This window comes from Ramlibacter sp. (assembly GCF_028292805.1).
In the GTDB taxonomy this organism is placed as follows: Bacteria; Pseudomonadota; Gammaproteobacteria; order Burkholderiales; family Burkholderiaceae_C; genus Ramlibacter.
Genome location: NZ_JAQGLS010000103.1, coordinates 1 through 23,899, shown reverse-complemented (window position 1 = coordinate 23,899; position 23,899 = coordinate 1). Strand labels below are relative to the sequence as shown.

The following is a 23,899-nucleotide window of genomic DNA, read 5'->3' as shown; positions in this document are numbered from 1 at the left end:
GCGGTATGGCACGGGACGGCCACGCGCCTGTCGGACATCTACATCCAGTTGTTCTGCGACGACTCCAAGTCCGCCGAGATCGCGCTGATCGAGCACCGCGTCGACTACGTGCCGCGGACGGTGACCGGCTTCACCGGCGAGTCGGTGGAAGCGCTGAGCATCAGCAGCATGAGCCCGGACCTGGGCGAGCCGATCGGCGTGCATCTCCTGATCTACGACCACGACGACCTGCGAGGTGCCCTGCGGCCGGACCACAAGGGCCGTTCGCCGCGCGGCAACCTCGCCGCGGTCCGCGCGCTGCTGGAGGGGGGTGACCATGGATGAGGTAGCCGCCGAAGCGCCCGTGTCGGCACTCCGACGCAACTGGCTGGTGGGCGCGGTGGCGGCCACGGCAGCGGTCGCCGGTGGCGGGCTCGCCTGGTGGCGCCACGGTGCGCAGGCGGTCGACGACGCCGCCGTCGCGCGTTTGTGGGGCCTTGGCTTCGACACGCCGCAAGGCGGCTCGCTGGCGTTCGCCGCCTTCAAGGGCAAGCCGCTGCTGGTGAATTTCTGGGCGACCTGGTGTCCGCCTTGTGTCGAGGAAATGCCGCTGCTGGACCGCTTCTACCGTCAACAGGCAGCAAACGGCTGGCAAGTCGTCGGTCTCGCGGTGGACCAGCCGGCCGCCGTGCGCAAGTTCCTGCAGCAGACGCCGGTGAGCTTCGCGATCGGCCTGGCCGGCCTCGAAGGCGTGGACCTGACCAAGGCCCTGGGCAACCAGGCTGGGGGCTTGCCGTTCACCGTGGTTCTCGGTGCGGACGGCAGGATGCGACAGCGTAGAATCGGCCGCGTCAGCGAAGCCGACCTGCACGACTGGTCCAGCCTGACCTGAGCCCGCCGCCCGGCCTCGGACGCGTCTTCCGGGCCGCCCGGACCGCGCCGCGAAAGAAAAATAAAAGATCGTTGGCGCCCATAAAGGGAAGTAAGCGGATTTTGCTGTAAATTCGCACCTCTTTCGATGAGGCAGGAGAACGTTCCCATGGACTTGCGCAAACTGAAGACGCTGATCGACCTGGTGTCGGAATCGAACGTTTCCGAGCTGGAGATCACCGAAGCGGAGGGCAAGGTCCGGATCGTCAAGGGCAGTCCTGCCGGCGTCGGCGCCCCGATGGTCATGCCCGCCGCGGCTCCGGCTCCGGTCCTGGCGCCCGCTGCCCCGGTGGCCGCCGCGCCCGAGGTCCCTGCCGGTCATGCCGTCAAATCGCCGATGGTCGGCACTTTCTACCGCGCTGCATCGCCCGGAGCCAAGAGCTTCGTGGAACTGGGCAGCCAGGTGAAGGAAGGCGACACCATCTGCATCATCGAGGCGATGAAGATCCTCAACGAGATCGAGGCTGACAAGTCCGGCACCATCGCGCAGATCCTTTGCGAAAACGGGCAGGCGGTGGAGTACGGCCAGCCGATGTTCGTGATCGAGTGAGCATGTTCAAGAAGATTCTGGTCGCCAATCGCGGCGAGATCGCCTTGCGCATCCAGCGCGCGTGCCGCGAGCTGGGCGTCAAGGCAGTCATGGTGTATTCCGAAGCCGACCGCGACGCCAAGTACGTGAAGCTGGCCGAAGAGGCGGTCTGCATCGGGCCGCCGCCTTCGAACCTCAGTTACCTGAACATGCCGGCCATCATCTCGGCGGCCGAAGTGACGGACTCCGAGGCGATCCACCCCGGCTACGGCTTCCTCTCGGAGAACGCCGATTTCGCCGAGCGGGTCGAAAAGAGCGGTTTCCAGTTCATCGGCCCCACGCCCGAGAACATCCGCATGATGGGCGACAAGGTCTCGGCCAAGCAGGCCATGATCAAGGCCGGGGTGCCCTGCGTGCCGGGCTCGGAGGGCGAACTGCCGGACAGCCCGGTGGAGATCCGCCGCATCGCCAAGGCGGTGGGCTATCCCGTCATCATCAAGGCGGCGGGCGGCGGCGGCGGGCGGGGCATGCGCGTGGTGCACACCGAAGCGGCCCTGATCAACGCCGTGCAGATGACCAAGGCGGAGGCCGGCGCGGCTTTCGGCAATGCGGCCGTCTACATGGAGAAGTTCCTCCAGAACCCGCGCCACATCGAAATCCAGATCCTGGCGGACAAGTTCAAGAACGCCGTGTACCTGGGCGAGCGCGACTGCTCCATGCAGCGGCGCCACCAGAAGGTGATCGAGGAAGCGCCGGCGCCTGGCATCCCCCGCAAGCTGATCGAAAAGATCGGCGAGCGCTGCACCGCCGCCTGCAAGAAGATCGGCTACCGCGGCGCGGGCACCTTCGAGTTCCTTTATGAAGACGGCGAGTTCTACTTCATCGAGATGAACACCCGCGTGCAGGTGGAGCACCCGGTGACGGAGCTGATCACCGGCATCGACATCGTCAAGACCCAGATCCGGGTGGCGGCCGGCGAGAAGCTGCCGTTCAAGCAGGGCGACATCGTGCTGCGCGGCCATGCCATCGAGTGCCGCGTGAACGCCGAGGACCCGTACAACTTCGTGCCGTCCCCCGGGCGGATCACGCTCTGGCACGCGCCCGGCGGCCCGGGCGTGCGGGTGGATTCGCACGTCTACAACAACTACTTCGTGCCGCCCAACTACGATTCGATGATCGGCAAGATCATCGTGCACGGCGACACCCGCGAGCAGGCGCTGGCCCGCATGCGCTCGGCGCTGGGCGAGACGGTGATCGAAGGCATCAACACCAACATCCCGCTGCACCGCGAGCTGATGGTCGACGCCAAGTTCATGGCCGGCGGCACCAACATCCACTATCTCGAAGAGTGGCTGTCGCACCATAAAAGGTAAGCCGCAACACCATGTTCGAACTCAGGCTGCTCTGCCCGGAAGAGCGTGTCGAGGCGGTCGGCGACGCGCTCGAAGCGCTCGATGCGCTGAGCATCTCGGTGGAGGATGCGGACGCCCGGACGCCGGCGGAGCAGGCGCTGTTCGGCGAGCCGGGCATGCCGCCGCCCAAGGAAGGCTGGCAGCGCTCGATCGTGGTGGCGCTGTTTGCCGAGGAGGCCCAGGCCGCCGAAGCGGCGCAATTGCTGGCGCCGCAGGATTTTTTCCAGGACTGCAAGCTGCTGGGCATGAACGCCGTGCCGGACCAGGACTGGGTGCGGCTCACGCAATCGCAGTTCGAACCGGTCCGGATCACCGACAGTTTCTGGATCGTGCCCACCTGGCACGAACCTCCGCAGGAGGCGCAGCAGGTCATCCGCCTCGACCCGGGTCTGGCGTTCGGGACCGGCACCCATCCCACCACCCGCATGTGCCTGCGCTGGATCGCCGCGCATCCGCAGCAGGGTGCGCGGGTGCTGGATTACGGCTGCGGCTCCGGGATCCTGGCGATCGGGGCGGCGCTGTTCGGGGCGACCAGCGTGGACGCCGTCGATATCGACGAAGCCGCCGTCAAGTCCACGCAGGAAAACGCCAGCGCCAACGGGGTGCGGTTGGCCGTCGGCCTGCCGGACCGCGCCAGCGGCCGCTACGACACGGTGCTCGCCAACATCCTGGCAACGCCGCTGAAGGTGCTGGCGCCGCTGCTGTGCGGCCACGTCGCGCCCGGCGGCGCCTTGGTGCTGGCGGGCATCCTGGCGCGCCAGGCCGACGAACTGAAGGCCGCCTACGCCCCGCTTTGCGCGCTGCATGTCAGCGACGAAGAGGACGGCTGGATCCTGATGACCGCGCGCGGCTAGCGCGCGGGGCGTGGGCGAGATGCGCCAGTTGGCTCCAACTCTCCCTACAATCGCTCGCTCATGAGCCTCATCACCAGCTGCCCGGCGTGCGCGACCATGTTCCGCGTGGTGCCCGACCAGCTGAAGATCTCCGAAGGCTGGGTGCGCTGCGGCCATTGCGCCGTAATCTTCGACGCCACCGCGCACCTGTCGGATGCCGACGCGCCAGTGGCGGCCGACGTCCCCCCCGAGCCCGCCCCGCAGCAAGCCGGCACGCCGGCGGCTGCCGGCAGCGGCAGCGACGAAGCAATCCGTGGCTGGGAGGCGACCGCCGCCGCGCCGCTGGTGTCGGTTCCAGGAGCGTTGCTGCCCAGCCGCCCGGACGACCAGCCGGCTGCCGCGCCGAGGCGCACCGCCGCGCCGGCGCCGGGCGACAGCCGCGTCGGCCCCGACAGCGAATCGCTGGAGCCGTCCGCGCTCGATTCGCCCTTCGTGTTCCGCCGCTCCGACCTGATGGACCACGAGGCGCTGCCTTCGGTGCTGCCGCCGGCGCCGGAGGACAGCCGGCCGGCGGTGGACGACGAGGACGATGGGCGGGAGGAAACGCCGCAGCTGGAGCAGCCATCGTTCGTGCGCAAGGCACGCGGCGAGTCGGTGTGGCAACGGCCCATGGCGCGCCTGGCGCTGAGGCTGGCCAGCCTGCTGCTGGCGGCCGTCCTCGTGCTGCAGCTGGCCTACCATGATCGCGACCGGCTGGCGGCCGCGCAGCCCGCGCTGCGTCCGGCGCTGGAACAGATGTGCGTCTACCTGCGGTGCACGCTGGGTTATCCGCGCCAGATCGAGGCGATCATGATCGACAGCTCGGGCTTCAGCCGCCTGCGCGGCGAAAGCTACCGTCTGACCTTCAACGTGCGCAACACCGGCGCCACGCGGATCGCCGCTCCGGCGCTGGAGCTGACCCTGACCGATTCGCAGGACCAGCCGCTGCTGCGCCGCGTGCTGCTGCCGCAGGAGCTCGGCGGCCCGGCCGGCTTCATCGCGCCCGGCTCCGAGTGGTCGGGCGCCGCCGGCGTCGACGTCTCCCCCACCAGCGCCGGCCGGGTGGCCGGCTACCGCCTGCTGGCTTTCTACCCCTGAACTCCTGAATTCCCGAAAGATCCCATGGCAGCAGTCATCTGCGGTTCCCTTGCCTTCGACACCATCATGAGTTTCGAAGGCCGCTTCGCCGAGCAGATCCTGCCGGCCCAGCTGCACATCCTGAACGTGTCCTTCCTGGTGCCGGCGCTGCGGCGCGACTTTGGCGGCTGCGCGGGCAACATCGCCTACGCCCTGAAGCTGCTGGGCGGCGAGCCGCTGCCGATGGCGACGCTGGGCAGCGACGGCGGCGAGTACCTGCAGCGGCTGCGCTCCCAGGGCATTGCCACCGAGTTCGTGCGGCAGGTGGACGACACCTACACGGCGCAGGCCATGATCATGACGGACCGCGACAACAACCAGATCACCGCCTTCCATCCCGGCGCGATGATGCAGGCGCACCTGACGCGCATCGAGGCGCGCGCCGACATCAAGCTGGGGATCATCTCGCCCGACGGCCGCGACGCGATGCTGCAGCACGCGCAGCAGTTCCGCGCCGCCGACATCCCGTTCGTGTTCGATCCGGGCCAGGGTCTGCCGATGTTCGACGGCAAGGAACTCGCCGCTTTCATCGAGCAAGCCAGCTGGGTCACGGTGAACGACTACGAAGGCAAGATGCTGTCCGAGCGCACCGGCTGGAGCAGCGCCGAGATTTCCCGCCGTACGCAAGGCCTGGTGGTCACACTCGGCGGCGACGGCTGCGAGGTGTGGGTCGCCGGCGAGAAGACGGTGGTGCCGCCGGTCAAGGCACGGGCGGTGGTCGACCCCACCGGCTGCGGCGATGCCTGGCGCGGCGCGCTGCTGTTCGGGCTGGAGCAGGGCTGGTCATTGGCGAAATGCGCGGAGCTGGGCAACCAGGTGGGATCGCTCAAGATCGCCAGCCGGGGGCCGCAGAACTACACGCTGGACGCGAACCTGTCATCGCGGGCTTGACCCGGGATCCAGGCGGCGCTCGGGCATGGATGCCGGACCGGGCCCGGCATGACAGGCTGGTGACGCCGGGCTATCCGCGCCCCAGCGTCACACCCCCATCCACCACGATGGTCTCCCCCACGACGTAGTCGCCCGCCCGCGACGCCAGGAAGATCGCCGCGCCGGCCAGTCGCCGGCGTCGCCGATGCGCCCCACCGGAACCCGCTTGGCGACTTCATCGGCGTGGTCGCGCGCCTGCTTGTTCATCTCGGAGGCGAACGGCCCCGGCGCGATGCCGCTGACCACGATGTTGTCCTGCGCCAGCCGCAGCGCCATCCGGCCGGTCAAGTGGATCAGCCCGGCCTTGCCGGCGGCGTAGGAGTAGGTCTCCCACGGGTTCACGCTGATGCCGTCGACGGACGCGATGTTGATCACCTTGGCCGGCCGCCTGGCGGCGCCGGCGCGCAGCGCATCGTGCAGGGCCTGGGTCAGGAAGAACGGCGCCTTCATGTTCAGGTCCACCACCTTGTCCAAGCCGCCTTCCGGGAAGGTGTCGAATGCTTCGCCCCAGGCGGCGCCGGCGTTGTTCACGAGGATGTCGAGGGCTGGCTCGCGCTGCGCGAGCTGCGCGGCCAGCTGGCGTGCGCCGTCGACGCTCGAGACGTCGGCGGGCAGCGCCAGGCACGGGCCCAGGGCGGACAGTTCCGCCGCCGTGGCTTCGCAGGCCGCGGCCGGCCTTGCAGGCCGAGATGTAGACCTTGGCACCGTGGCGCAGGAAGCCGGCGGCGATCATGCGGCCGATGCCGCGCGAGCCGCCGGTCACCAGGGCCGTGCGGCCCTGCAGCGAAAACAAGTCGTTCATGGAGCCTCTCCTGGTGGGAGGGCGGGTTAGCGCCGGCAGCGCCTGCGGTCACCTGGATGACAGGGCGCCGCGTCAGATCCTCAAGCGCGCGCCTTGCGGCGGTCGCGCCAGGCCAGCAGCTCGCCGATCACGCCCTTGCGGAAGGCCAGCACGCAGATCACGAAGATCGCGCCGATGATCACCGTGACCCAGGCGCCCACCTTGTCGGCCAGCATGTTCTGCAGCGCGATGACGATGCCGGCGCCGAGGATCGGGCCCATGAAGGTGCCGACGCCGCCCAGCAGGCTCATCAGGATCACCTCGCCCGACATCGACCAGTGCACGTCGGACAGCGTCGCGAACTTCATCACCACGGTCTTGAGGCCACCGGCCAGGCCGGCCAGCGAAGCGGAGAGCACGAAGGCCAGCAGCTTGTAGCGGTCGACCTCGTAGCCCAGCGAGATGGCGCGCGGCTCGTTCTCGCGGATCATCTTGAGCACCTGGCCGAACGGCGAGGTGACGATGCGCATGATGCCCAGGAAGCAGGCCACGAAGATGGCCAGCACCAGGTAGTACATCACCGTGTCGTCCATCAGCGAAATGGCGCCGAACAGGTTGCCGCGCGGCACGCCCTGCAGCCCGTCTTCGCCGCCGGTGAAGGGCGCCTGCAGGCAGATGAAGTACACCATCTGCGCCAGCGCCAGGGTGATCATGGCGAAGTAGATGCCTTGCCGGCGGATCGCGATCAGGCCGAACAGCACACCGAGCACGGCGGCGGCGCCGGTGCCGGCCAGGATGCCCAACTCGGGGCTCAGGCCGTGCGCCTTGATCGCCCAGCCAGTGACGTAGGCGGCGGAGCCGAAGAACGCCGCGTGCCCGAACGAGAGCAGGCCGGTGAAGCCCAGCAGCAGGTTGAAGGCCGCGGCGAACAGCGCGAAGCACAGCAGCTTCATCACGAACACCGGATACAGCCCGATGAAGGGCGCGGCCAGCGCGAGCGCCAGCAGCACCAGGTAGGTGAAGCGCACGGCCTTGCCGGGACCGGCAGCATTCGCGGAAGGCACGGGGGTTGTGGTTGCGGACATGGTTCAGTGGCTGCTGCGCGAAAGACGGTGGGGAAGATGTCCATGCAAGCGGACACTGCGGATCCGGCTTTGCCGGGCCGCTGGTGTCGCCCCCTTGAGGGGGAGGCGGCCGCAGGCCGCTTCGGGGGGGAGCTTCATTCGTCAGGCTTCCTTGCCGAACAGGCCGGCCGGTCGCAGCATCAGCACGATGGCCATGATCACGAACACCACGACGTTCGATGCCTCCGGATAGAAGACACGCGTCAGGCCCTCGACCACGCCCAGGCCGAGCCCGGTGATGACGGAGCCGAGGATGGAGCCCATGCCGCCGATCACGACCACGGCGAACACCACGATGATCAGATTGCTGCCCATCAGCGGCGTCACCTGGATGATGGGCGCGGCCAGCACGCCGGCCAAACCGGCCAGCGCGGCGCCGGCGCCGTAGGTGAGCATCACCATCAGCGGCACGTTGACGCCGAAGGCCTGCACCAGCTTGGCGTTCTCGGTGCCGGCGCGCAGGTAGGCGCCCAGGCGCGTGCGCTCGATCAGGAACCACGTGGACAGGCAGACCGCCAGCGAGGCGAGGACGACCCAGGCCCGGTAGTTCGGCAGGACCATGAAGCCCAGGTTGGTGGCGCCTTCGAGCAGCTCGGGCACCGGGTAGGACTGGCCGGAAACGCCGTAGCGCTCGCGAAAGATGCCTTCGAGGATCAGTGCCAGGCCGAAGGTGAGCAGCAATCCGTACAGCGGATCGAGCCCGTAGAGGCGCTTCAAGAACAGCCGCTCGATGACCACACCGAGCACCCCGACCAGCAGCGGGGCAAGCACGAGCGCGAACCAGTAGTTCACGCCCCAGGTGTCCAGCATGATGTACGCGAAGAACGCGCCGACCATGTAGAGCGCGCCATGCGCGAAATTGACGATGTCCAGCAGCCCGAAGATCACGGCCAGGCCGAGGCTGAGCATGGCATAGAAGGCGCCATTGACCAGCCCGAGCATCAGCTGACCGAGGAAGGCCTGGTGGGGGATGCCGAAGATTTCCATTGGGGAGGGGCTCGGGGCTGGGGACCAGGGGAATACCAGGACAGGACAGGACCAGGGGCGGGGCTGTTTCCCTAGCCCCTGGTCCCCAGCCCCTCCAAGTGCTGGCTGATCACTTCTTGAGCAGCGAACACTTGCTCTCGGCCACCGTCGTGAAGGCCTGCTCGCCCGGGACCTTGGCCACCAGGTTGTAGTAGTCCCACGGGGTCTTCGATTGATTGGCGCTCTTCACCTGGAACAGGTACATGTCGTGGATCATGCGGCCGTCGGCCCGCACGCTGCCCTTGCTGTAGAAGTCGTCGTACTTCATGGACTTCAGTTCGGCCATCACCTTGTCGCCGTCGGTGGTGCCGATCTTCTGCACCGCCTTGAGGTAGTTCATGGTGGCCGAGTAGTCGGCCGCCTGCAGGCTGGACGGCATGCGCTTGTACTTGTCGAAGAAGCGCTTGGCGAACTTGCGGCTGGCGTCGTCCTGGTTCCAGTACCAGCTGTCGGCCAGTTGCAGGCCTTCGGTGTTCGACAGGCCCAGCGAATGGACGTCGTTGATGAACACCAGCAGGCCGGCGACCTTCATGGTCTTGGTAATCCCGAATTCCTTGGCCGCCTTCATCGCGTTGGTGAAGTCGCCGCCGGCGTTGGCCAGGCCCAGGATCTGGGCCTTGGAGCCTTGCGCCTGCAGCAGGAACGAGGAGAAGTCGGAAGCGTTCAGCGGGTGGCGCACGGCGCCGGCCACGGTGCCGCCGTTGGCCTTGACCACGGCGGAGGCATCGCCTTCGAGCGAGTGGCCGAACGCGTAGTCGGCGGTCAGGAAGTACCAGCTCTTGTTGCCGGCCTTGATCAGCGCGTTGCCGGCCACCTTGGCCAGGGCCACGGTGTCGTAGGCGTAGTGGATCGTGTAGGGCGAGCAGTCTTCGTTGGTCAGGCGGGCGGAGCCGGCGCCGATGGAGATGAAGGGCCGCTTCTTCTCCTTGGCCACGCCGGCCATGGCCAGGTTGGTGCCGGATTGCGTGCCGCCCACCAGCATGGCCAGGTTCTGGCTGTCCATCCATTCGCGCGCCTTGGAGCCGGCGACGTCGGCCTTGTTCTGGTGGTCGGCGGTCAGCACCTCGACTGGGCGGTTCAGCACCTTGCCGCCGAAGTCCTGCACGGCCCATTTGACCATTTCGCCGCCCGCGGGCCCGTCGATGTCGGCGTACAGGCCCGCCATGTCGGTGATGAAGCCGATCCGCACCGGGCCGGTCTGGGTCTGGGCGGCTGCGCCGAAGCTGGCCAGGCCGACAGCCATGGCCGCTGCAAGGGTCTTGAGTTTCATGGCGGGGGTCTCCTTCGTGTGAAAAGCTGTTTCGGATGTTGGCGGGGTCAGACACCCAGGAATTCCTGCAACATGGCCATGTTGGCCCGCAGTTCGCTCTGGGCGAATTCCTTGACGATCTTGCCGTGCTCCATGACGTAGAAGCGGTCGGCAAGGGGGGCGGCGAAGCGGAAGTTCTGCTCCACCAGCACGATCGTGTAGCCCTTGGCCTTGAGCGTGCGGATGGTCTCGGCCAGCTTCTGCACGATCACCGGGGCCAGGCCTTCGGAGATTTCGTCGAGCAGCAGCAGGCGCGCGCCCGTGCGCAGGATGCGGGCCACGGCCAGCATCTGCTGCTCGCCGCCGGACAGGCGCGTGCCGGGGCTGCTGGCGCGTTCCTTCAGGTTCGGGAACATCTCGTAGATCTCGGCCACCGTGAGGCCGCCGGCGGCCAGCGTAGGCGGCAGCAGCAGGTTTTCCTCGGCCGTCAGGCTGGCGAAGATGCCGCGTTCCTCGGGGCAGTAGCCCACGCCGAGCCGGGCGATGCGGTGCGGTGCCAGCTTGGTGGCTTCCTGGCCGCGGATGCGGATCGAGCCTTTGCGGGTGCCGGTCAGGCCCACCATGGCCCGCAAGGTGGTGGTGCGGCCGGCGCCGTTGCGCCCCAGCAGGGCCACCACTTCACCTTCGTCGACGTGCATGTTCACCCCGTGCAGCACGTGCGACTCGCCGTACCAGGCGTGCAGGTTCTCGATGCGGACGGTTTCCCGGGCCGACATCAATGCGCCCCCACCAGTTCGGTGTCGGCCGAGCCCATGTAGGCCTCGATCACCAGCGGGTTCTTCGAGACTTCGGCGTACGGGCCGTCGGCGATGACGGCGCCGCGCTGCAGCACCGTGATGCGGTCGGCAATGGAAGAGACGACGTTCATGTTGTGTTCGACCATCAGGATGGTGCGGCCGGCCGAAACTTTCTTGATCAGCGCAGTCACGCGGTGCACGTCTTCGTGGCCCATGCCCTGGGTGGGCTCGTCCAGCAACATCAGGTCGGGCTCCAGTGCCATGGTGGTCGCCAGCTCCAGCGCGCGCTTGCGGCCGTAGGGCAGGTTGACGGTGAGTTCGTCGGCGAAGCCCTGCAGGTCGACGGTGGCGAGCAGTTCGTGGGCGCGCTCGTGCAGCGGGTACAGCGAGCGCTCCGGCTTCCAGAAGTGAAACGAGGTTCCCAGGCCGAGCTGCAGGGCGGCGCGCACGTTCTCCAGCGCCGTCAGGTGCGGGAACACGGCGGAAATCTGGAACGAACGGACGATGCCGCGGCGGGCCGTCTGCGCGGGCCGCTCGTTGGTGATGTCGGTGCCCAGGTAGCTGATCGTGCCGCGGGTGGGTGGCAGAAACTTGGTGAGCAGGTTGAAGAAGGTTGTCTTGCCGGCGCCATTGGGGCCGATCAGCGCGTGGATGTCACCGCGCCGCACCTTCAGGTCCACGTTGTTGACTGCCACGAAGCCCTTGAACTCCTTGGTCAGGCCCTGGGTTTCCAGGATGTACTCAGTGGACAAGTCTGCCTCCAAGATCGCCTGCGTGGCATGGCCCGGGGAACCGCGTTCCCCGGTCGAGGAGGCCAATATAGGCAGGCGTGCTGCGGCGCAGTAGTGGGTTGGACCCTAAGTAGTATTGCGTGTGTGGGCCGCCCACGGTCGCGCCACGGGCCGCCCCGCGCTGCTTGGCGCTATGGAAAAAGCAGCTTGCCGGCCGCTTGCCGCCGTGTCGTCACAAGCCTGACTCCGGCGCCGCCGTCACATGTTGCGGCGGTACTGGCCGCCGACCTCGAACAGGGCGGCGGTGATCTGGCCGAGCGAGCAGGCCCGCACCGCGTCCATCAGCACTTCGAACACGTTGCGGTCCTCGATCACGGCCTGCTGCAGCCGCTGCAGCAGCGCCGGCGCCTGCTGCGCGTTGCGCTCGTGGAAGTCGCGCAGGCGCGCCAGCTGGCCCTGCTTTTCCTCGTCCGTCGAGCGGGCCAGCTCCAGCTGGTCCATCACGGTGTCGCCGTGCGGATTGCGGAAGGTATTCACCCCGACAACAGGCAGCTCGCCGGTGTGTTTGAGCGTTTCGTAATGCATGCTTTCATCCTGGATCCGGCCGCGCTGGTAGCCCGTCTCCATGGCGCCGAGCACGCCGCCGCGCTCGGCGATGCGTTCGAACTCGGCCAGCACCGCCTCTTCCACCAGCTCGGTCAACTCGTCGATGATGAAGGCGCCCTGGCTCGGGTTCTCGTTCCTGGCCAGGCCCCACTCGCGGTTGATGATCAGCTGGATCGCCATGGCGCGCCGCACGCTGTCCTCGGTCGGCGTGGTGATCGCCTCGTCGAAGGCGTTGGTGTGCAGCGAGTTGCAGTTGTCGTAGACCGCGATCAGCGCCTGCAGCGTGGTGCGGATGTCGTTGAACTGGATTTCCTGCGCGTGCAGGCTGCGGCCCGACGTCTGCACGTGGTACTTGAGCTTCTGGCTGCGTTCGTCGGCGCCGTACTTGTCTTTCATGGCCACCGCCCAGATCCGCCGCGCCACTCGGCCCAGCACCGTGTACTCCGGGTCCATGCCGTTGGAAAAGAAGAACGACAGGTTGGACGCGAAGTCGTCCACGTGCATTCCGCGCGCGAGGTAGGCCTCGACGAAGGTGAAGCCGTTGGACAGCGTGAAGGCCAGCTGGCTGATCGGGTTGGCCCCGGCTTCGGCGATGTGGTAGCCCGAAATCGAGACCGAGTAGAAGTTGCGCACGTCATGGTGCACGAAGTACTGGGCGATGTCGCCCATCACCTTGAGGCTGAACTCGGTCGAGAAGATGCAGGTGTTCTGGCCCTGGTCTTCCTTCAGGATGTCGGCCTGCACGGTGCCGCGCACGTTGGCCAGCACCCATTCGCGGATCTTGGCGGCCTCGGTGTCGGTCGGCTCGCGGCCGTTGTCGGCCTGGAACTTGTCCAGCTGCTGGTCGATGGCGGTGTTCATGAACATTGCCAGGATGGTCGGCGCCGGGCCGTTGATGGTCATCGACACCGAGGTGGCCGCATCGCACAGGTCGAAACCGGCGTACAGCACCTTCATGTCGTCCAGCGTGGCGATGGAAACGCCGGAGTTGCCCACCTTGCCGTAGATGTCGGGCCGCGGGTCCGGATCGTTGCCGTACAGCGTGACCGAGTCGAAGGCGGTCGACAGCCGCTTGGCCGGCATGTTGGCCGACAGCAGCTTGAAGCGGCGGTTGGTGCGAAAGGCGTCGCCTTCGCCGGCGAACATGCGGGTCGGGTCTTCGCCCTCGCGCTTGAAGGCGAACACCCCGGCGGTGAACGGGTAGCTGCCGGGCACGTTCTCCAGCATCAGCCACTTGAGCACTTCGCCGTGGTCTTCGTACTGCGGCAGGCAGACCTTGCGGATCACCGTGCCCGAGAGCGACTTGCTGGTCAGCGCGGTGCGGAGTTCGCGGTCGCGGATCTTCACCACGTACTCGTCGCCGGCGTAGGCCTGCTGCATGTCGGGCCACTGCTGCAGCAGGTGCAGCGCGTCCTTGTCCATGCGGGCCTTGCGCTGGCCGGCCAGGTCGAGCGCCGCCTCGGCGGCGGGCGCGCGGCCGGGCTTGTCGACCTTGAGCATGCGCGCGGCTTCCTTGAGCTGCTGCACCTCGCGCGCCAGCCTGGCCTGGGCGCGCGCGCGCCGCTTGTAGCCGCGCACGGTGTCGCAGATTTCCGCCAGGTAGCGGGTGCGCGCCGGCGGCACCACCGGCGACTGGTTGGAACTGTGGCGCACGGTCACCGCGGGCAGCCGGCTGTCCCGCAGCGGCAGGCCCAGTTCGGCCAGCCGCGGCATGAGCGCCTGGTACAGCGCGGTGACGCCGTCGTCGTTGAAGCGGGCGGCCATGGTGCCGAACACCGGCATCTCCTGCATCGGCTTGCCCCAGGCCCCGCGGTTGCGCTGGACCTGCTTGGCGACGTCGCGCAAGGCGTCCGCCGCGCCCTTGCGGTCGAACTTGTTGATGGCCACGAACTCCGCGAAGTCGAGCATGTCGATCTTCTCGAGCTGGCTGGCGGCGCCGAACTCGGGCGTCATCACGTACATCGGCACGTCCACGTGCGGCACGATGGCGGCGTCCCCCTGGCCGATGCCGGAGGTCTCCACGATGATCAGATCGAAGCCGGCCACCTTGCAGGCCGCCAGCACGTCGGGCAGGGCGGCCGAGATTTCGCTGCCGAAGTCGCGTGTGGCCAGCGAGCGCATGTAGACCCGCTGGCCATTGCGCCAGGGCTGGATGGCGTTCATGCGGATGCGGTCGCCCAGCAGGGCGCCGCCGCTCTTGCGGCGCGACGGATCGATCGAGATCACCGCCACCCGCAGGGTGTCGTCCTGGTCCAGCCGCAGCCGCCGGATCAGCTCGTCGGTAAGCGACGACTTGCCGGCGCCGCCGGTGCCGGTGATGCCCAGCACCGGCACCTTGCGGGTGCCGGCTTCGGCGCGCAGCGCCTGCAGCAGCGCACGGTCGGCGCTGCCGTTTTCCAGTGCCGTGACCAGTTGCGCCAGGGCCCGCCAGTGGGTCTCGCTCTGGCCACGGATCGCGTCCAGCGACTTCGGCGCGTGCGGGGTCAGGTCGTGGTCGCAGCGCATGACCATCTCGCCGATCATGCCGGCCAGCCCCATGCGCTGGCCATCTTCGGGGCTGTAGATGCGGGCGACGCCGTAGTCCTGCAGCTCGCGGATCTCGGACGGCACGATCACGCCGCCGCCGCCGCCGAACACCTGCACGTGGCCGCCGCCGCGCTGGCGCAGCAGGTCGACCATGTACTTGAAGTACTCGGTGTGGCCGCCCTGGTAGGAACTGATGGCGATGCCCTGTACGTCTTCCTGCAAGGCTGCGGTGACCACCTCGTCGACGCTGCGGTTGTGCCCCAGGTGGATCACCTCGGCGCCCATGGACTGCAGGATGCGCCGCATGATGTTGATGGCCGCGTCGTGCCCGTCGAACAGGCTGGCCGCTGTGACGAAGCGAACCTTGTGGGTGGGGCGGTAATTGGCAAGCGCCTTGTATTCGGCGGACAGGTCGGTCATGGCATCTCCAGGAGCAGCAAGCCTAATTGACGTTTACGTCAACGTCAACGTCAACGTCAATGAAGCCCCAAGGAGAAAGCCGGCCGAAGACGGCCCCTTTCCCGGTCTGGCGGGCTTAGTTCGAGTACAGCACCGACGGCAGCCAGAGCCCGATCTGCGGCCACATGTAGAGCAGGAAGATGGCCAGGACCTGGATTCCCATGAACGGGATCATCCCCATGAAGATCTGGTTCAGCGTCACGTGCGGTGGACTCACCCCCTTCAGGTAGAAGGCGGCCATCGCCACGGGCGGCGACAGGAAGGCCGTTTGCAGGTTCAGCGCCACCAGCAGGCCGAAGAACAACGGGTCGACGCCGAACTTGGGCAACAGCGGCACGAAGATGGGCATGAAGATCACGATGATCTCGGTCCACTCCAGCGGCCAGCCCAGGATGAAGATGATGACCTGGGAGAGCAGCAGGAACTGCACCTGCGTCAGGTTCATGGACAGCACCCAGCGCTCCACCAGCTCCTGCCCCCCCAGTAGCGCGAAGGCCGCCGAGAAGATCGCCGAGCCGACGAACAGCCAGCACACCATGGCCGAGGTCTTGGCCGTGAGGAACACGCTTTCCTTGACCACCTGGAAGGTCAGCTGCCGGTAGGCGATGGCCAGCAGGAAGCCGCCCAGCGCCCCCACGGCCGCCGCCTCCGTCGGCGTCGACAGTCCCATCACGATGGAGCCGAGCACTGCCAGGATCAGGATCAGCAGCGGGAAGAAGCTGGTCAGCAGCATCTTGAAGATCTCCAGCCGGCCGAAGCTCAGCAGCGAGTAGTAGATCGCCACCAGGACCGCGAAGATCGCAACCGTGATCCACCAGCCCTTGGGCGCCGAGCGCGCCTCCCCGAATTCGGTGGGCCTGGCTGCCGGCTCGGCCGCGGCAACGGCCGTGTCCGGCGGTTCGGCCACGGCCGCCGCGGCCGGTGCGCTGGTGCCAGCCGCGGGCTCGCTCAAGGCGCCGGACGACGGGGGTTCGGCCAGGCCGCCGCCGCTGGGGGGCTCGGCCAGTCCGCCGCTGGCCGGCGGTTCGGCCAGCCCGTCCGGGCCGGTGGCGCCGCCCTGGCTGGTCTCACCCATGCGGGTCAGGCCTTCGACACCGTGGTCGATCACCAGCGGCTCGGTCACGGAGCGGTAGCTGAACAGGACGAAGAACACGAACAGCAGCAGCGGCAGGAACACCACGAACAGCTGGCGCAGCAGGAAGCCGGTTGGCACGCCCTGGTTGTTGCGGCCCTTGAGCGCGCCCACCAGCATCGGGATCGCGTAGCGCTCCTGGCTGCCGCCCAGCTTCACCGTCAGCGGCGGCAGCGGCACGATCCGGTCTTGCGGTGCCAGCGGCGGCGCCATCGAAGGCTTGAGCTTGGCCAGGATGATCACATAGATGATGTACAGGCCCGCCAGCATCAGGCCGGGGAAGAAGGCGCCCGCGTACAGCTGCACCACCGACACGCCGGCGGTCGCGCCGTAGACGATCAGCAGCACCGACGGCGGGATCAGGATGCCCAGGCAGCCGCCGGCGGTGATGGCGCCGGCCGAGAGCTGCACGCTGTAGCCGGCACGCAGCATCGCCGGCAGCGCCAGCAGGCCCATCAGCGTGACCACCGCGCCGACGATCCCGGTGGCGGTGGCGAACACGGCGCAGGTCACCAGCGTGGCCACGGCCAGCGCGCCGGGCAGCCGCGCCATCGCCAGGTGCAGGCTGCGAAACAGCTTTTCGATCAGGTTGGCGCGTTCGACCAGGTACCCCATGAAGACGAACAGAGGGATCGAGATGAGCACGTCATTGCCCATCGTCTTGAAGGCGGCCTGCACCATCAGATCGAGCGTGTGCGTCGTGTTCCTGTCGTAGGCGAGCCAGGTGAAGATCATCCCCATGCCCATCAGCGTGAAGGCGGTGGGAAAGCCCAGCATGATGGCCACCACCACCAGCGACAGCATCAGCAGGCCGACGTGGCCGCGCTCGATCCTCTCCACGCTCACCAGCATGGTGAGCGCGGCCAGGACGATGACGGCCATCAGGATGAAGCCGAACCAGAGTTCCTTGCGGATTTTCACAGCGGGCTCCCCTTTTCGGCGGGCGGCGCCGCGAGTTCCGGATGGTCGTCGGCATGCACCATGGCCTTGAGCTTCTCGACGTCGACTTCTTCGACGTCCTGCTCGCGCGAGGGCCACGCGCCGTCACGGATGCAGATGATGCAGCGGGCGATCTCCGCGAAACCCTGCAGCAGCAGGATCGCGCCGGCGAACGGGATGAAGAACTTGAACGGATACACCGGGATGGGATCGGCGTTGAAGGTCTGCTCGCGAATCGCCAGCGACTCCTGGAAGTAGGTCCAGCCGGCGTACGTGAGCGCGATCACGCCGGGCAGGAAGAACAGGAAATAGAGGATCAGGTCCAGCGTGGCCTGGGTGCGCGGCCGGAAGAACCCGTACAGCACGTCGCCGCGCACGTGACCGTTCTTGGCCAGCGTGTAGGCGCCGGCCATCATGAACAGCACGCCGTACAGCATGATCTGCACGTCCAGCATCCAGGCGTGCGGCGTGCCCAGCACGTAGCGCGAGAACACCTCCCACGAGATCAGCGCGGTCAGCAGGACGATGGCCCAGGCGAACGCCTGCCCGAGCCAGCTCGAGAGCCGGTCGACGGCCAGTAAGACTTTTTGCATCGTGTTCCTTGCAGTGTCCAGGGCCCGGGCAAAAAAAAGGCGGCTGCGTCACAGCCGCCCCTCTGGCCCGACGATCGGTCAGGCCTTCCTGCCCTTGGCGAAGTAGCGGTTGTAGGCCATCTTGAAATCGACCATGTAGTCGTTTTGCCATTGGCCGGCGCGCTCGGCAAAGGCCTTCTGCGAGTCCAGCACCTTCTGGAAGTGCGGGTTCTCCTTGGCCTTGGCGGCGACGACCTTGTCCCAGGCGTCGAGCTGGGCGCGCAGGATGGAGTCGGGCGTCTTGTAGAAGTTGACCTTGTCCTTGGACTTGAGCTCGATGTAGTCCTTGGAGTTGCGGTCGATCGCCTTCCAGCTCATGTCGGCGCTGGAGGCCTGCACGGCGTAGTCGATGATCGAGCGCAGTTCCTGCGGCAGCGCGTTGTACTTGGGCTTGTTGAACAGGATCTCGAACTGCTCGCCGGACTGGTGGAAGCTTTGCAGCATGCAGTTCTTGGCGACGTCCGCAAAGCCCAGCACGCGGTCGGAGGAGGCGTTGTTGAATTCGGCCGCGTCGATCAGGCCGCGGTCCAGCGCGGGCACGATCTCGCCGCCGGGCAGCGGGTTGACCGCCACGCCCAGTTCCTTGAACAGGTCGACTGCCAGGCCCACGGTGCGGAACTTCAGTCCCTTGAGCTGGGCGACGTTGGAGACCGGCTTCTTGAACCAGCCCAGGGGTTGCGTGGGCATCGGGCCGTACAGGTACGACACCACGTCCATGTTGATGGCCTTGTAGATCTCGTTCAGCAGCGCCTTGCCGCCGCCGTAGTTGTGCCAGGCCAGCACCATGTTGGGGTCCATGCCGTAGGCCGGGCCCGAGCCCCACAGGGCCAGCGCCGAGTTCTTGCCGTAGTGGTAGGCCACCACGCCGTGGCCGCCGTCCAGCGTGCCCTTGTTGACCGCTTCCAGCAGCTGGAACGCAGGCACCACCGCGCCGGAGGGCAGCACCTCGATCTTCAGCCGGCCGCCGGCCATGTCGTTCACCTTCTTGGCGAAGTCCTGGGCGTACTCGTGGAAGATGTCCTTGGCCGGCCAGGTGCTCTGGAACCGGAACGAGGCGGTCTGGGCGACAGCCACCATCGGTGCGGCCATGGCACCGGCGGCGACTGCCGCGCCCTTGAGCAGGCGGCGGCGGCGGGGGGACTTGGACTCGGTCATGGGGCTGTCTCCTTGCGTTGGAATTGGATGCAGCGCGATCTTTGATTCGATGTGTGCAAGTAGCGATAGGGTTTACACGGAGCGCAAGGCCGGCATGCTGACGGACGGCTGTCTGCGCGGAAAAGTCAAAACATCCATGACGCGAACGCAGGAATGCAGACGGTCTCGTGGCGGCGAGCGTGACGATGCGCGGTGCCCGGTTGCTGGGTCGCGCCGCCCGCCAAGGTGTTGCCAGCGGCGCCACAAAGCAGACGCGAACCTGCACCAGATGATCTGGTCGGTGGCCGAACAGATCAGCAAGCTGTCGAAGCCAACGAGCTGTTGCCCCGGCGACATCATCTATTCAGGCAGCCCCGAGGCCGTCGGCCCGGTGCTGCGCGGCGACCTGATCGAGATGCGCACGGGCGGGCTGCCGGACCTCAGCGTTCGCATCGTCTGAACCACAGGGGCGGCGTGCTGGCAAAATTGCCGGCATGAACGCAGCCACCCCGTCCGCGCCCGGCGTCGCGATCCGTCCTGCTGACGGCTACGCCGGCGACGTCCCCGCCGTACTCGCCTGTCGCTGGTGGCAGACCGGCGACGCCGTGCTGGTCGACGTCCGCACCGATGCCGAGCGCGAGTGGGTCGGCTTCGTGCCCGGCGCGGTGCCGCTGGCCTGGAAGCAGTGGCCCGGCATGCAGGTGAATGCGGCGTTCGACGACGGCCTGCGCGCCGCCGTGCCCCCGGGCCGCAAGGTGGTGCTGCTTTGCCGCAGCGGCGTGCGTTCGATCGCCGCGGCCAGGCGCGCCACTGAACTCGGCTTCGAGGCGTACAACATCCTCGAAGGCTTCGAAGGCGACGCCGACGAGAATGGCCAGCGCGGCCGCAAGGGCGGCTGGCGCCTGCGCGGGCTGCCCTGGCGGCAGAACTGAACCCACCTCGCCTGTTCCCGACCATCAACCAAGGTATCCCATGGCTGTCAATCTGAGCGCACCGAGCGCGCTCCACCCCGTCGCGGGCGTGCGCATCGGCGTCGCCGAAGCCGGCATCCGCAAGGCCAACCGCAAGGACCTGACCGTGTTCCTGCTGGAGCCGGGAACGGCTGTCGCCGGCGTCTTCACGAAGAACCGCTTCAGCGCGGCGCCGGTGCAAGTCTGCCGCGCGCACCTGGCGCGCGGCGACATCCGCGCGATGGTGATCAACACCGGCAACGCCAACGCCGGCACCGGCGAGGACGGGCTGGCGCGTGCCCGCGCCACCTGCGCGGTCGCCGGCGGGCTGCTGGGCGTCGCGCCCGGGCAGGTGCTGCCGTTCTCCACCGGCGTCATCATGGAGCCGTTGCCGCTCGACCGGATCGAGGCCGGGCTGCCCGCGGCGATCGCCGACGCGCGCGCCGACCACTGGCTGCGCGCCGCCGAGGCCATCATGACCACCGACACCCTGCCCAAGGCCTTCAGCCGCCAGCTGCAGGTCGACGGCGTCACCGTGACCGTCACCGGCATCAGCAAGGGCGCCGGCATGATCCGACCCAACATGGCGACGATGCTGGGCTTTCTGGCCACCGACGCCTGCATCGAGGCGAAGCTGCTGCCGGAGCTGGCGCTCGAGCTGGCCGAAGGCTCGTTCAACCGCGTGACGGTCGACGGCGACACGTCCACCAACGACTCGTTCATCGTGGCTGCCACCAGCCAGGCGCAGCACGCGGCCATCGCTTCGTGGGACACGCCGGCCGGCAAGGCGGTCAAGGACGCGATGCTGGAGGTGTCGCGGCTGCTGGCGCAGGCCATCGTGCGCGACGGCGAAGGCGCCACCAAGTTCATCACCGTGCGGGTGGAGGGCGGCGCCAGCGCCGCCGAATGCCGGCTGGTGGCGTATGCCATCGCCCACTCGCCGCTGGTCAAGACGGCGTTCTTCGCCAGCGACCCCAACCTGGGCCGCATCCTGGCGGCGGTCGGCTACGCCGGCATCGAAGACCTGGACCAGACCAGGATCGAACTGCACCTGGACGACGTCCACGTCGCCACGAAGGGTGGCCGCAACCCGGCCTATCGCGAGGAAGATGGCCAGCGCGTGATGAAGCAAAGCGAGATCACCGTGCGCGTCGGCCTGGGCCGGGGCACGGCGGCGGACCAGGTCTGGACCTGCGACTTCAGCCACGACTACGTGACCATCAACGCCGACTACCGCTCATGACCGAGAAGTTCGAACAGCTCATGGAGCGCGCCACCCAGCTGCTGGCGCGCATCGAGGCGATCCTGCCGCAGCCCATGGGGGCGCCGGACTGGAACGCCGCCATCGCCTGGCGCTATCGCAAGCGCTCCAGCGGCCACGGCGCGCTGGAGCCGGTGCGCCACGTCGGCGCGATCGCCCTGTCGGACCTCAAGGAGATCGAGCCGCAGAAGGAGAAGATCGAGCGCAACACGCGCCAGTTCGTGCAGGGCCATCCGGCCAACAACGTGCTGCTGACGGGCGCCCGCGGCACCGGCAAGTCGTCGCTGATCAAGGCCTGCCTGAACGCGCACGCGGCCGAGGGCCTGCGCCTGATCGAGGTCGACAAGGCGGACCTGGTCGACCTGCCGGACATCATCGACGTGGTGGCGAGCCGGCCAGAGAAATTCATCGTGTTCTGCGATGATCTCAGCTTCGAGGAGGGCGAGCCGGGCTACAAGGCGCTCAAGTCGATCCTGGACGGCTCCATCGCCGCGGCCACGCCCAACGTGCTGATCTACGCCACCAGCAACCGGCGCCACCTGCTGCCCGAGTACATGAAGGAGAACCTCACCTACACGCACACCGACGACGGGGAAGTGCATCCGGGCGAGGTGGTGGAGGAGAAGATTTCGCTGTCGGAGCGCTTCGGCCTGTGGGTCAGCTTCTACCCCTTCAGCCAGGACGAGTACCTGGCGATCACGGCGCAGTGGCTGTCGCACTTCAAGGTGTCGGCCGCCGACATCGAGGCGGCCCGCCCGGATGCGCTGGTGTGGGCGCTGGAGCGCGGCTCGCGCAGCGGCCGCGTGGCCTACCAGTTCGCGCGCGACTACGCTGGGCGGCACACCGGATGAAATCGGTCTTGGTCGCGGACGGAGATCGGCCGCGCGAAGGTGGGGCGGACCGCAAGGAAGTGGAGGTCGCCGTCGGCGTCCTGTTGCGCGCCGACGGCGCCTTCCTGCTGACGTCGCGCCCGCCCGGCAAGGTCTACGAAGGCTACTGGGAGTTCCCCGGCGGCAAGGTGGAAGCCGGCGAAACCGTCGAGCAAGCACTGCGGCGCGAGCTGCGCGAGGAGATCGGCGTCACCATCGGCGCCGTGCAGCCATGGCGCGTGGAGCGCGTCGACTATCCGCATGCGCTGGTGCGCCTGAACTTCTGCAAGGTGTCCGACTGGAGCGGCGAGTTGCACATGCATGAGGGGCAGCAGTTCGCCTGGCAGCAGTTGCCGGTGCAGGTGCACCCGGTGCTGCCGGGGACGGTGCCGGTGCTGCAGTGGTTCGCGCAGGAACGCGCCTTCGCCGGCGCCACCCACGGCTAGCCGCGTCACTGCTCCTTCGGATCCCCGAAAGGCAGGTCGTCCGGCGGCGTGTCGTCCGGCAGCCGGAAGCTTTCGCTGGCCCACGCCCCCAGGTCCATGCCTTTGCAGCGCTCGCTGCAAAACGGGCGGAACGGGTTGCTGGGCGCGTAGATGCTGTCGCCGCCGCAGGCGGGGCAGCGCACGATGCGCGGCTTCACCGCGCTGGCGTCTTTTCGTCCGGTGGCCATCGCAAGAAAACCTAGGCGCAGAGGGTGAGTTCGAAGGGGGCGTTGTCGGTGCTCGGCTGCATCTTTTCATTGTCCTGGCGCATCAGCCGCACCGACACCATCAGCCGGTTGCCGCTGATTTCCGGCACCAGCCCCAAGGCCGGATCGATGCGCAGCCGCAGCAACTGGAAGGTGCGGCCCTGCGGCAGCGTCTGCTGCAGCTGGCCGCCGGCGGCCATCACTTTTTGCGGGCCGCCCGAGTCGCGCAGCAGCTTGAGCAGCATGGTGATCGATTCGGCCAGGGGCGCCAGCGTGTTGGCCCAGCGCTCCAGGTCGGCCCGGCGCACTTGCGGCGCCAGGTGTTGCCAGGCGAAGTAGCCAGGCAGGTCGAATTCGCAGGTGCCGCCCGGGATGCTGACGCGGCTGCGGATGCTCATGAGCCAGTCGTTCTCGGTCAGCGGCTGGCCCGCCTTGCCGGGGACGGTGTTGAGCGTGTTGAAGCAGGCGTCGAGCGTTGCGATCACCTGGTCGAGCACGCCTTCGGCGATCGCGGGGTTGCCCCGGTAGCCGTGCAGCACCTGCTTTTGGCGCTCCAGGTCTTTCATCACGTCGGACTTGAGCTCGGCCCGCGCCCCGACGTCCATCACCTCGAAAATCGTCGCCAGCGCGAAGTGGTGGTCGAGGGGGTGGTCGCGGGGGATCAGTTCGCCCAGGCGGCGGAACAGGTGTTCCAGTCGCAGGTACGTCCGGATGCGTTCGTTGAAGGGATATTCGTAGAGGATCACGCGCGGCGGAAGGCGTTGGACTGGCGGCAGGCAGCCATCATAGCCCGAAGGTGCGCGCCGCCTGTTCGACTTCGTGCCGGAGTGCTTCCAGCGTCAAGCCTTCGTTGCAGATCACGAGGTCGGCCGCCGCCAGCCGCAGCGCCCGGGGCGCCTGCGCGGCGATGATGGCCTGCACCTGGCCGGGCTGCAAGGCGCTGCGCGCGACCACGCGGGCGACCTGCGTCTCGGGCGTGCAGTCCACCACCAGCACCCGATCGAGCTGGGCGCGCCAGCGGCCCGACTCGACCAGCAATGGAATGTCGAACACGATGCAGCGCGCATCGGCGGCGGTGGCCACCTCGACTTGGCGGGCGATCTCCAGCCCGACCAGCGGATGGATGATCTGTTCCAGCTCCCGGCGCGCTTCGGGCCGGGCATAGGCCGCCTCGCGCATCCGGACGCGGTCCAGTGCCCCGTC

At 67.7% G+C, this 23,899-nt stretch carries 22 protein-coding genes and 3 pseudogenes; 12 read left to right on the top strand and 13 right to left on the bottom strand.

Annotation, left to right across the window (positions count from 1 at the left end; all coding sequences use genetic code 11):
• The 7 genes and pseudogenes from JWP65_RS05930 to JWP65_RS05900 all read left to right on the top strand — a co-directional run.
• Window positions 1-324: pseudogene (locus tag JWP65_RS05930) on the top strand (hypothetical protein); the annotation flags it as partial.
• Window positions 317-871 (top strand): TlpA disulfide reductase family protein, encoded by a 555-nt coding sequence (locus JWP65_RS05925; protein ID WP_299761376.1) that lies wholly within the window; start codon window positions 317-319, stop codon window positions 869-871. The pseudogene JWP65_RS05930 and the gene JWP65_RS05925, both read left to right, overlap by 8 nt.
• Window positions 872-1,018: 147 nt before the next feature.
• Window positions 1,019-1,459 carry an acetyl-CoA carboxylase biotin carboxyl carrier protein gene (accB, locus tag JWP65_RS05920; protein ID WP_299761373.1) on the top strand — a complete coding sequence of 147 codons (441 nt, stop codon included), beginning with the start codon at window positions 1,019-1,021 and terminating at the stop codon, window positions 1,457-1,459.
• Window positions 1,460-1,461: 2 nt separating this feature from the next.
• Window positions 1,462-2,811, top strand: a complete 1,350-nt coding sequence (gene accC / locus JWP65_RS05915; RefSeq protein WP_299761370.1) for an acetyl-CoA carboxylase biotin carboxylase subunit — start codon at window positions 1,462-1,464, stop codon at window positions 2,809-2,811.
• 11 nt (window positions 2,812-2,822) lie between these two features.
• Complete coding sequence (prmA, locus tag JWP65_RS05910; protein ID WP_299761367.1) at window positions 2,823-3,704, top strand: 50S ribosomal protein L11 methyltransferase; 882 nt, start codon at window positions 2,823-2,825, stop codon at window positions 3,702-3,704.
• A gap of 60 nt (window positions 3,705-3,764) precedes the next feature.
• A complete protein-coding gene (locus JWP65_RS05905; protein ID WP_299761364.1) occupies window positions 3,765-4,820 on the top strand; it encodes a DUF3426 domain-containing protein in 1,056 nt (351 codons plus the stop codon).
• Window positions 4,821-4,844: 24 nt separating this feature from the next.
• Complete coding sequence (locus tag JWP65_RS05900; RefSeq protein WP_299761361.1) at window positions 4,845-5,750, top strand: carbohydrate kinase family protein; 906 nt, start codon at window positions 4,845-4,847, stop codon at window positions 5,748-5,750.
• Between the two features lie 70 nt (window positions 5,751-5,820).
• Here the strand turns inward: JWP65_RS05900 and JWP65_RS05895 are convergent.
• The 10 genes and pseudogenes from JWP65_RS05895 to JWP65_RS05850 all read right to left on the bottom strand — a co-directional run bounded on the left by JWP65_RS05895 (window position 5,821) and on the right by JWP65_RS05850 (window position 18,946).
• Window positions 5,821-6,591, bottom strand: a pseudogene (locus JWP65_RS05895) (SDR family oxidoreductase).
• An 80-nt stretch (window positions 6,592-6,671) separates the two neighbouring features.
• Window positions 6,672-7,598 carry a branched-chain amino acid ABC transporter permease gene (locus JWP65_RS05890; protein ID WP_299761379.1) on the bottom strand — a complete coding sequence of 309 codons (927 nt, stop codon included), beginning with the start codon at window positions 7,596-7,598 and terminating at the stop codon, window positions 6,672-6,674.
• A 198-nt stretch (window positions 7,599-7,796) separates the two neighbouring features.
• Window positions 7,797-8,681, bottom strand: a complete 885-nt coding sequence (locus JWP65_RS05885; RefSeq protein WP_299761359.1) for a branched-chain amino acid ABC transporter permease — start codon at window positions 8,679-8,681, stop codon at window positions 7,797-7,799.
• Window positions 8,682-8,790: 109 nt separating this feature from the next.
• A complete protein-coding gene (locus tag JWP65_RS05880; RefSeq protein ID WP_299761357.1) occupies window positions 8,791-9,990 on the bottom strand; it encodes an ABC transporter substrate-binding protein in 1,200 nt (399 codons plus the stop codon).
• 47 nt (window positions 9,991-10,037) lie between these two features.
• Entirely contained in the window at window positions 10,038-10,745 is a 708-nt protein-coding gene (locus JWP65_RS05875; RefSeq protein ID WP_299761355.1) for an ABC transporter ATP-binding protein, read from the bottom strand.
• Window positions 10,745-11,518, bottom strand: coding sequence for an ABC transporter ATP-binding protein (locus JWP65_RS05870; protein WP_299761353.1), 774 nt, complete (start codon window positions 11,516-11,518; stop codon window positions 10,745-10,747). Before JWP65_RS05870 ends, JWP65_RS05875 begins: the two co-directional genes overlap by 1 nt.
• Before the next feature lie 237 nt (window positions 11,519-11,755).
• On the bottom strand, window positions 11,756-15,049 hold the full coding sequence (icmF, locus tag JWP65_RS05865) for a fused isobutyryl-CoA mutase/GTPase IcmF (protein WP_299761351.1): 3,294 nt from the start codon (window positions 15,047-15,049) through the stop codon (window positions 11,756-11,758).
• Between the two features lie 115 nt (window positions 15,050-15,164).
• Window positions 15,165-17,141 carry a TRAP transporter large permease subunit gene (locus tag JWP65_RS05860; RefSeq protein ID WP_299761348.1) on the bottom strand — a complete coding sequence of 659 codons (1,977 nt, stop codon included), beginning with the start codon at window positions 17,139-17,141 and terminating at the stop codon, window positions 15,165-15,167.
• Window positions 17,138-17,752 carry a TRAP transporter small permease subunit gene (locus JWP65_RS05855; RefSeq protein ID WP_299761345.1) on the bottom strand — a complete coding sequence of 205 codons (615 nt, stop codon included), beginning with the start codon at window positions 17,750-17,752 and terminating at the stop codon, window positions 17,138-17,140. Before JWP65_RS05855 ends, JWP65_RS05860 begins: the two co-directional genes overlap by 4 nt.
• A 78-nt stretch (window positions 17,753-17,830) precedes the next feature.
• Window positions 17,831-18,946 (bottom strand): TRAP transporter substrate-binding protein, encoded by a 1,116-nt coding sequence (locus JWP65_RS05850; RefSeq protein WP_299761342.1) that lies wholly within the window; start codon window positions 18,944-18,946, stop codon window positions 17,831-17,833.
• A 253-nt stretch (window positions 18,947-19,199) separates the two neighbouring features.
• Here JWP65_RS05850 and JWP65_RS05845 point away from each other — a divergent pair.
• The 5 genes and pseudogenes from JWP65_RS05845 to JWP65_RS05825 all read left to right on the top strand — a co-directional run.
• Window positions 19,200-19,385, top strand: a pseudogene (locus JWP65_RS05845) (fumarylacetoacetate hydrolase family protein); the annotation flags it as partial.
• A gap of 34 nt (window positions 19,386-19,419) precedes the next feature.
• Window positions 19,420-19,857 (top strand): rhodanese-like domain-containing protein, encoded by a 438-nt coding sequence (locus JWP65_RS05840; RefSeq protein WP_299761339.1) that lies wholly within the window; start codon window positions 19,420-19,422, stop codon window positions 19,855-19,857.
• 40 nt (window positions 19,858-19,897) lie between these two features.
• A complete protein-coding gene (argJ, locus tag JWP65_RS05835; protein ID WP_299761336.1) occupies window positions 19,898-21,118 on the top strand; it encodes a bifunctional glutamate N-acetyltransferase/amino-acid acetyltransferase ArgJ in 1,221 nt (406 codons plus the stop codon).
• Window positions 21,115-21,987: an ATP-binding protein gene (locus JWP65_RS05830; RefSeq protein WP_299761333.1), complete on the top strand. Its 873-nt coding sequence runs from the start codon at window positions 21,115-21,117 to the stop codon at window positions 21,985-21,987. Before argJ ends, JWP65_RS05830 begins: the two co-directional genes overlap by 4 nt.
• Complete coding sequence (locus JWP65_RS05825) at window positions 21,984-22,451, top strand: NUDIX domain-containing protein (RefSeq protein WP_299761329.1); 468 nt, start codon at window positions 21,984-21,986, stop codon at window positions 22,449-22,451. Before JWP65_RS05830 ends, JWP65_RS05825 begins: the two co-directional genes overlap by 4 nt.
• 5 nt (window positions 22,452-22,456) lie before the next feature.
• Here the strand turns inward: JWP65_RS05825 and JWP65_RS05820 are convergent, their stop codons facing one another.
• The 3 genes from JWP65_RS05820 to coaE all read right to left on the bottom strand — a co-directional run.
• Window positions 22,457-22,678, bottom strand: a complete 222-nt coding sequence (locus tag JWP65_RS05820) for a DNA gyrase inhibitor YacG (RefSeq protein ID WP_299761326.1) — start codon at window positions 22,676-22,678, stop codon at window positions 22,457-22,459.
• Between the two features lie 11 nt (window positions 22,679-22,689).
• The gene (zapD, locus tag JWP65_RS05815; RefSeq protein WP_299761323.1) at window positions 22,690-23,442 is read right to left on the bottom strand and encodes a cell division protein ZapD; all 753 of its coding nucleotides are present in this window, start codon (window positions 23,440-23,442) and stop codon (window positions 22,690-22,692) included.
• Window positions 23,443-23,479: 37 nt separating this feature from the next.
• Window positions 23,480-23,899: dephospho-CoA kinase (gene coaE, locus JWP65_RS05810; RefSeq protein ID WP_299761320.1), on the bottom strand; the 420-nt coding region annotated here is incomplete at its 5' end.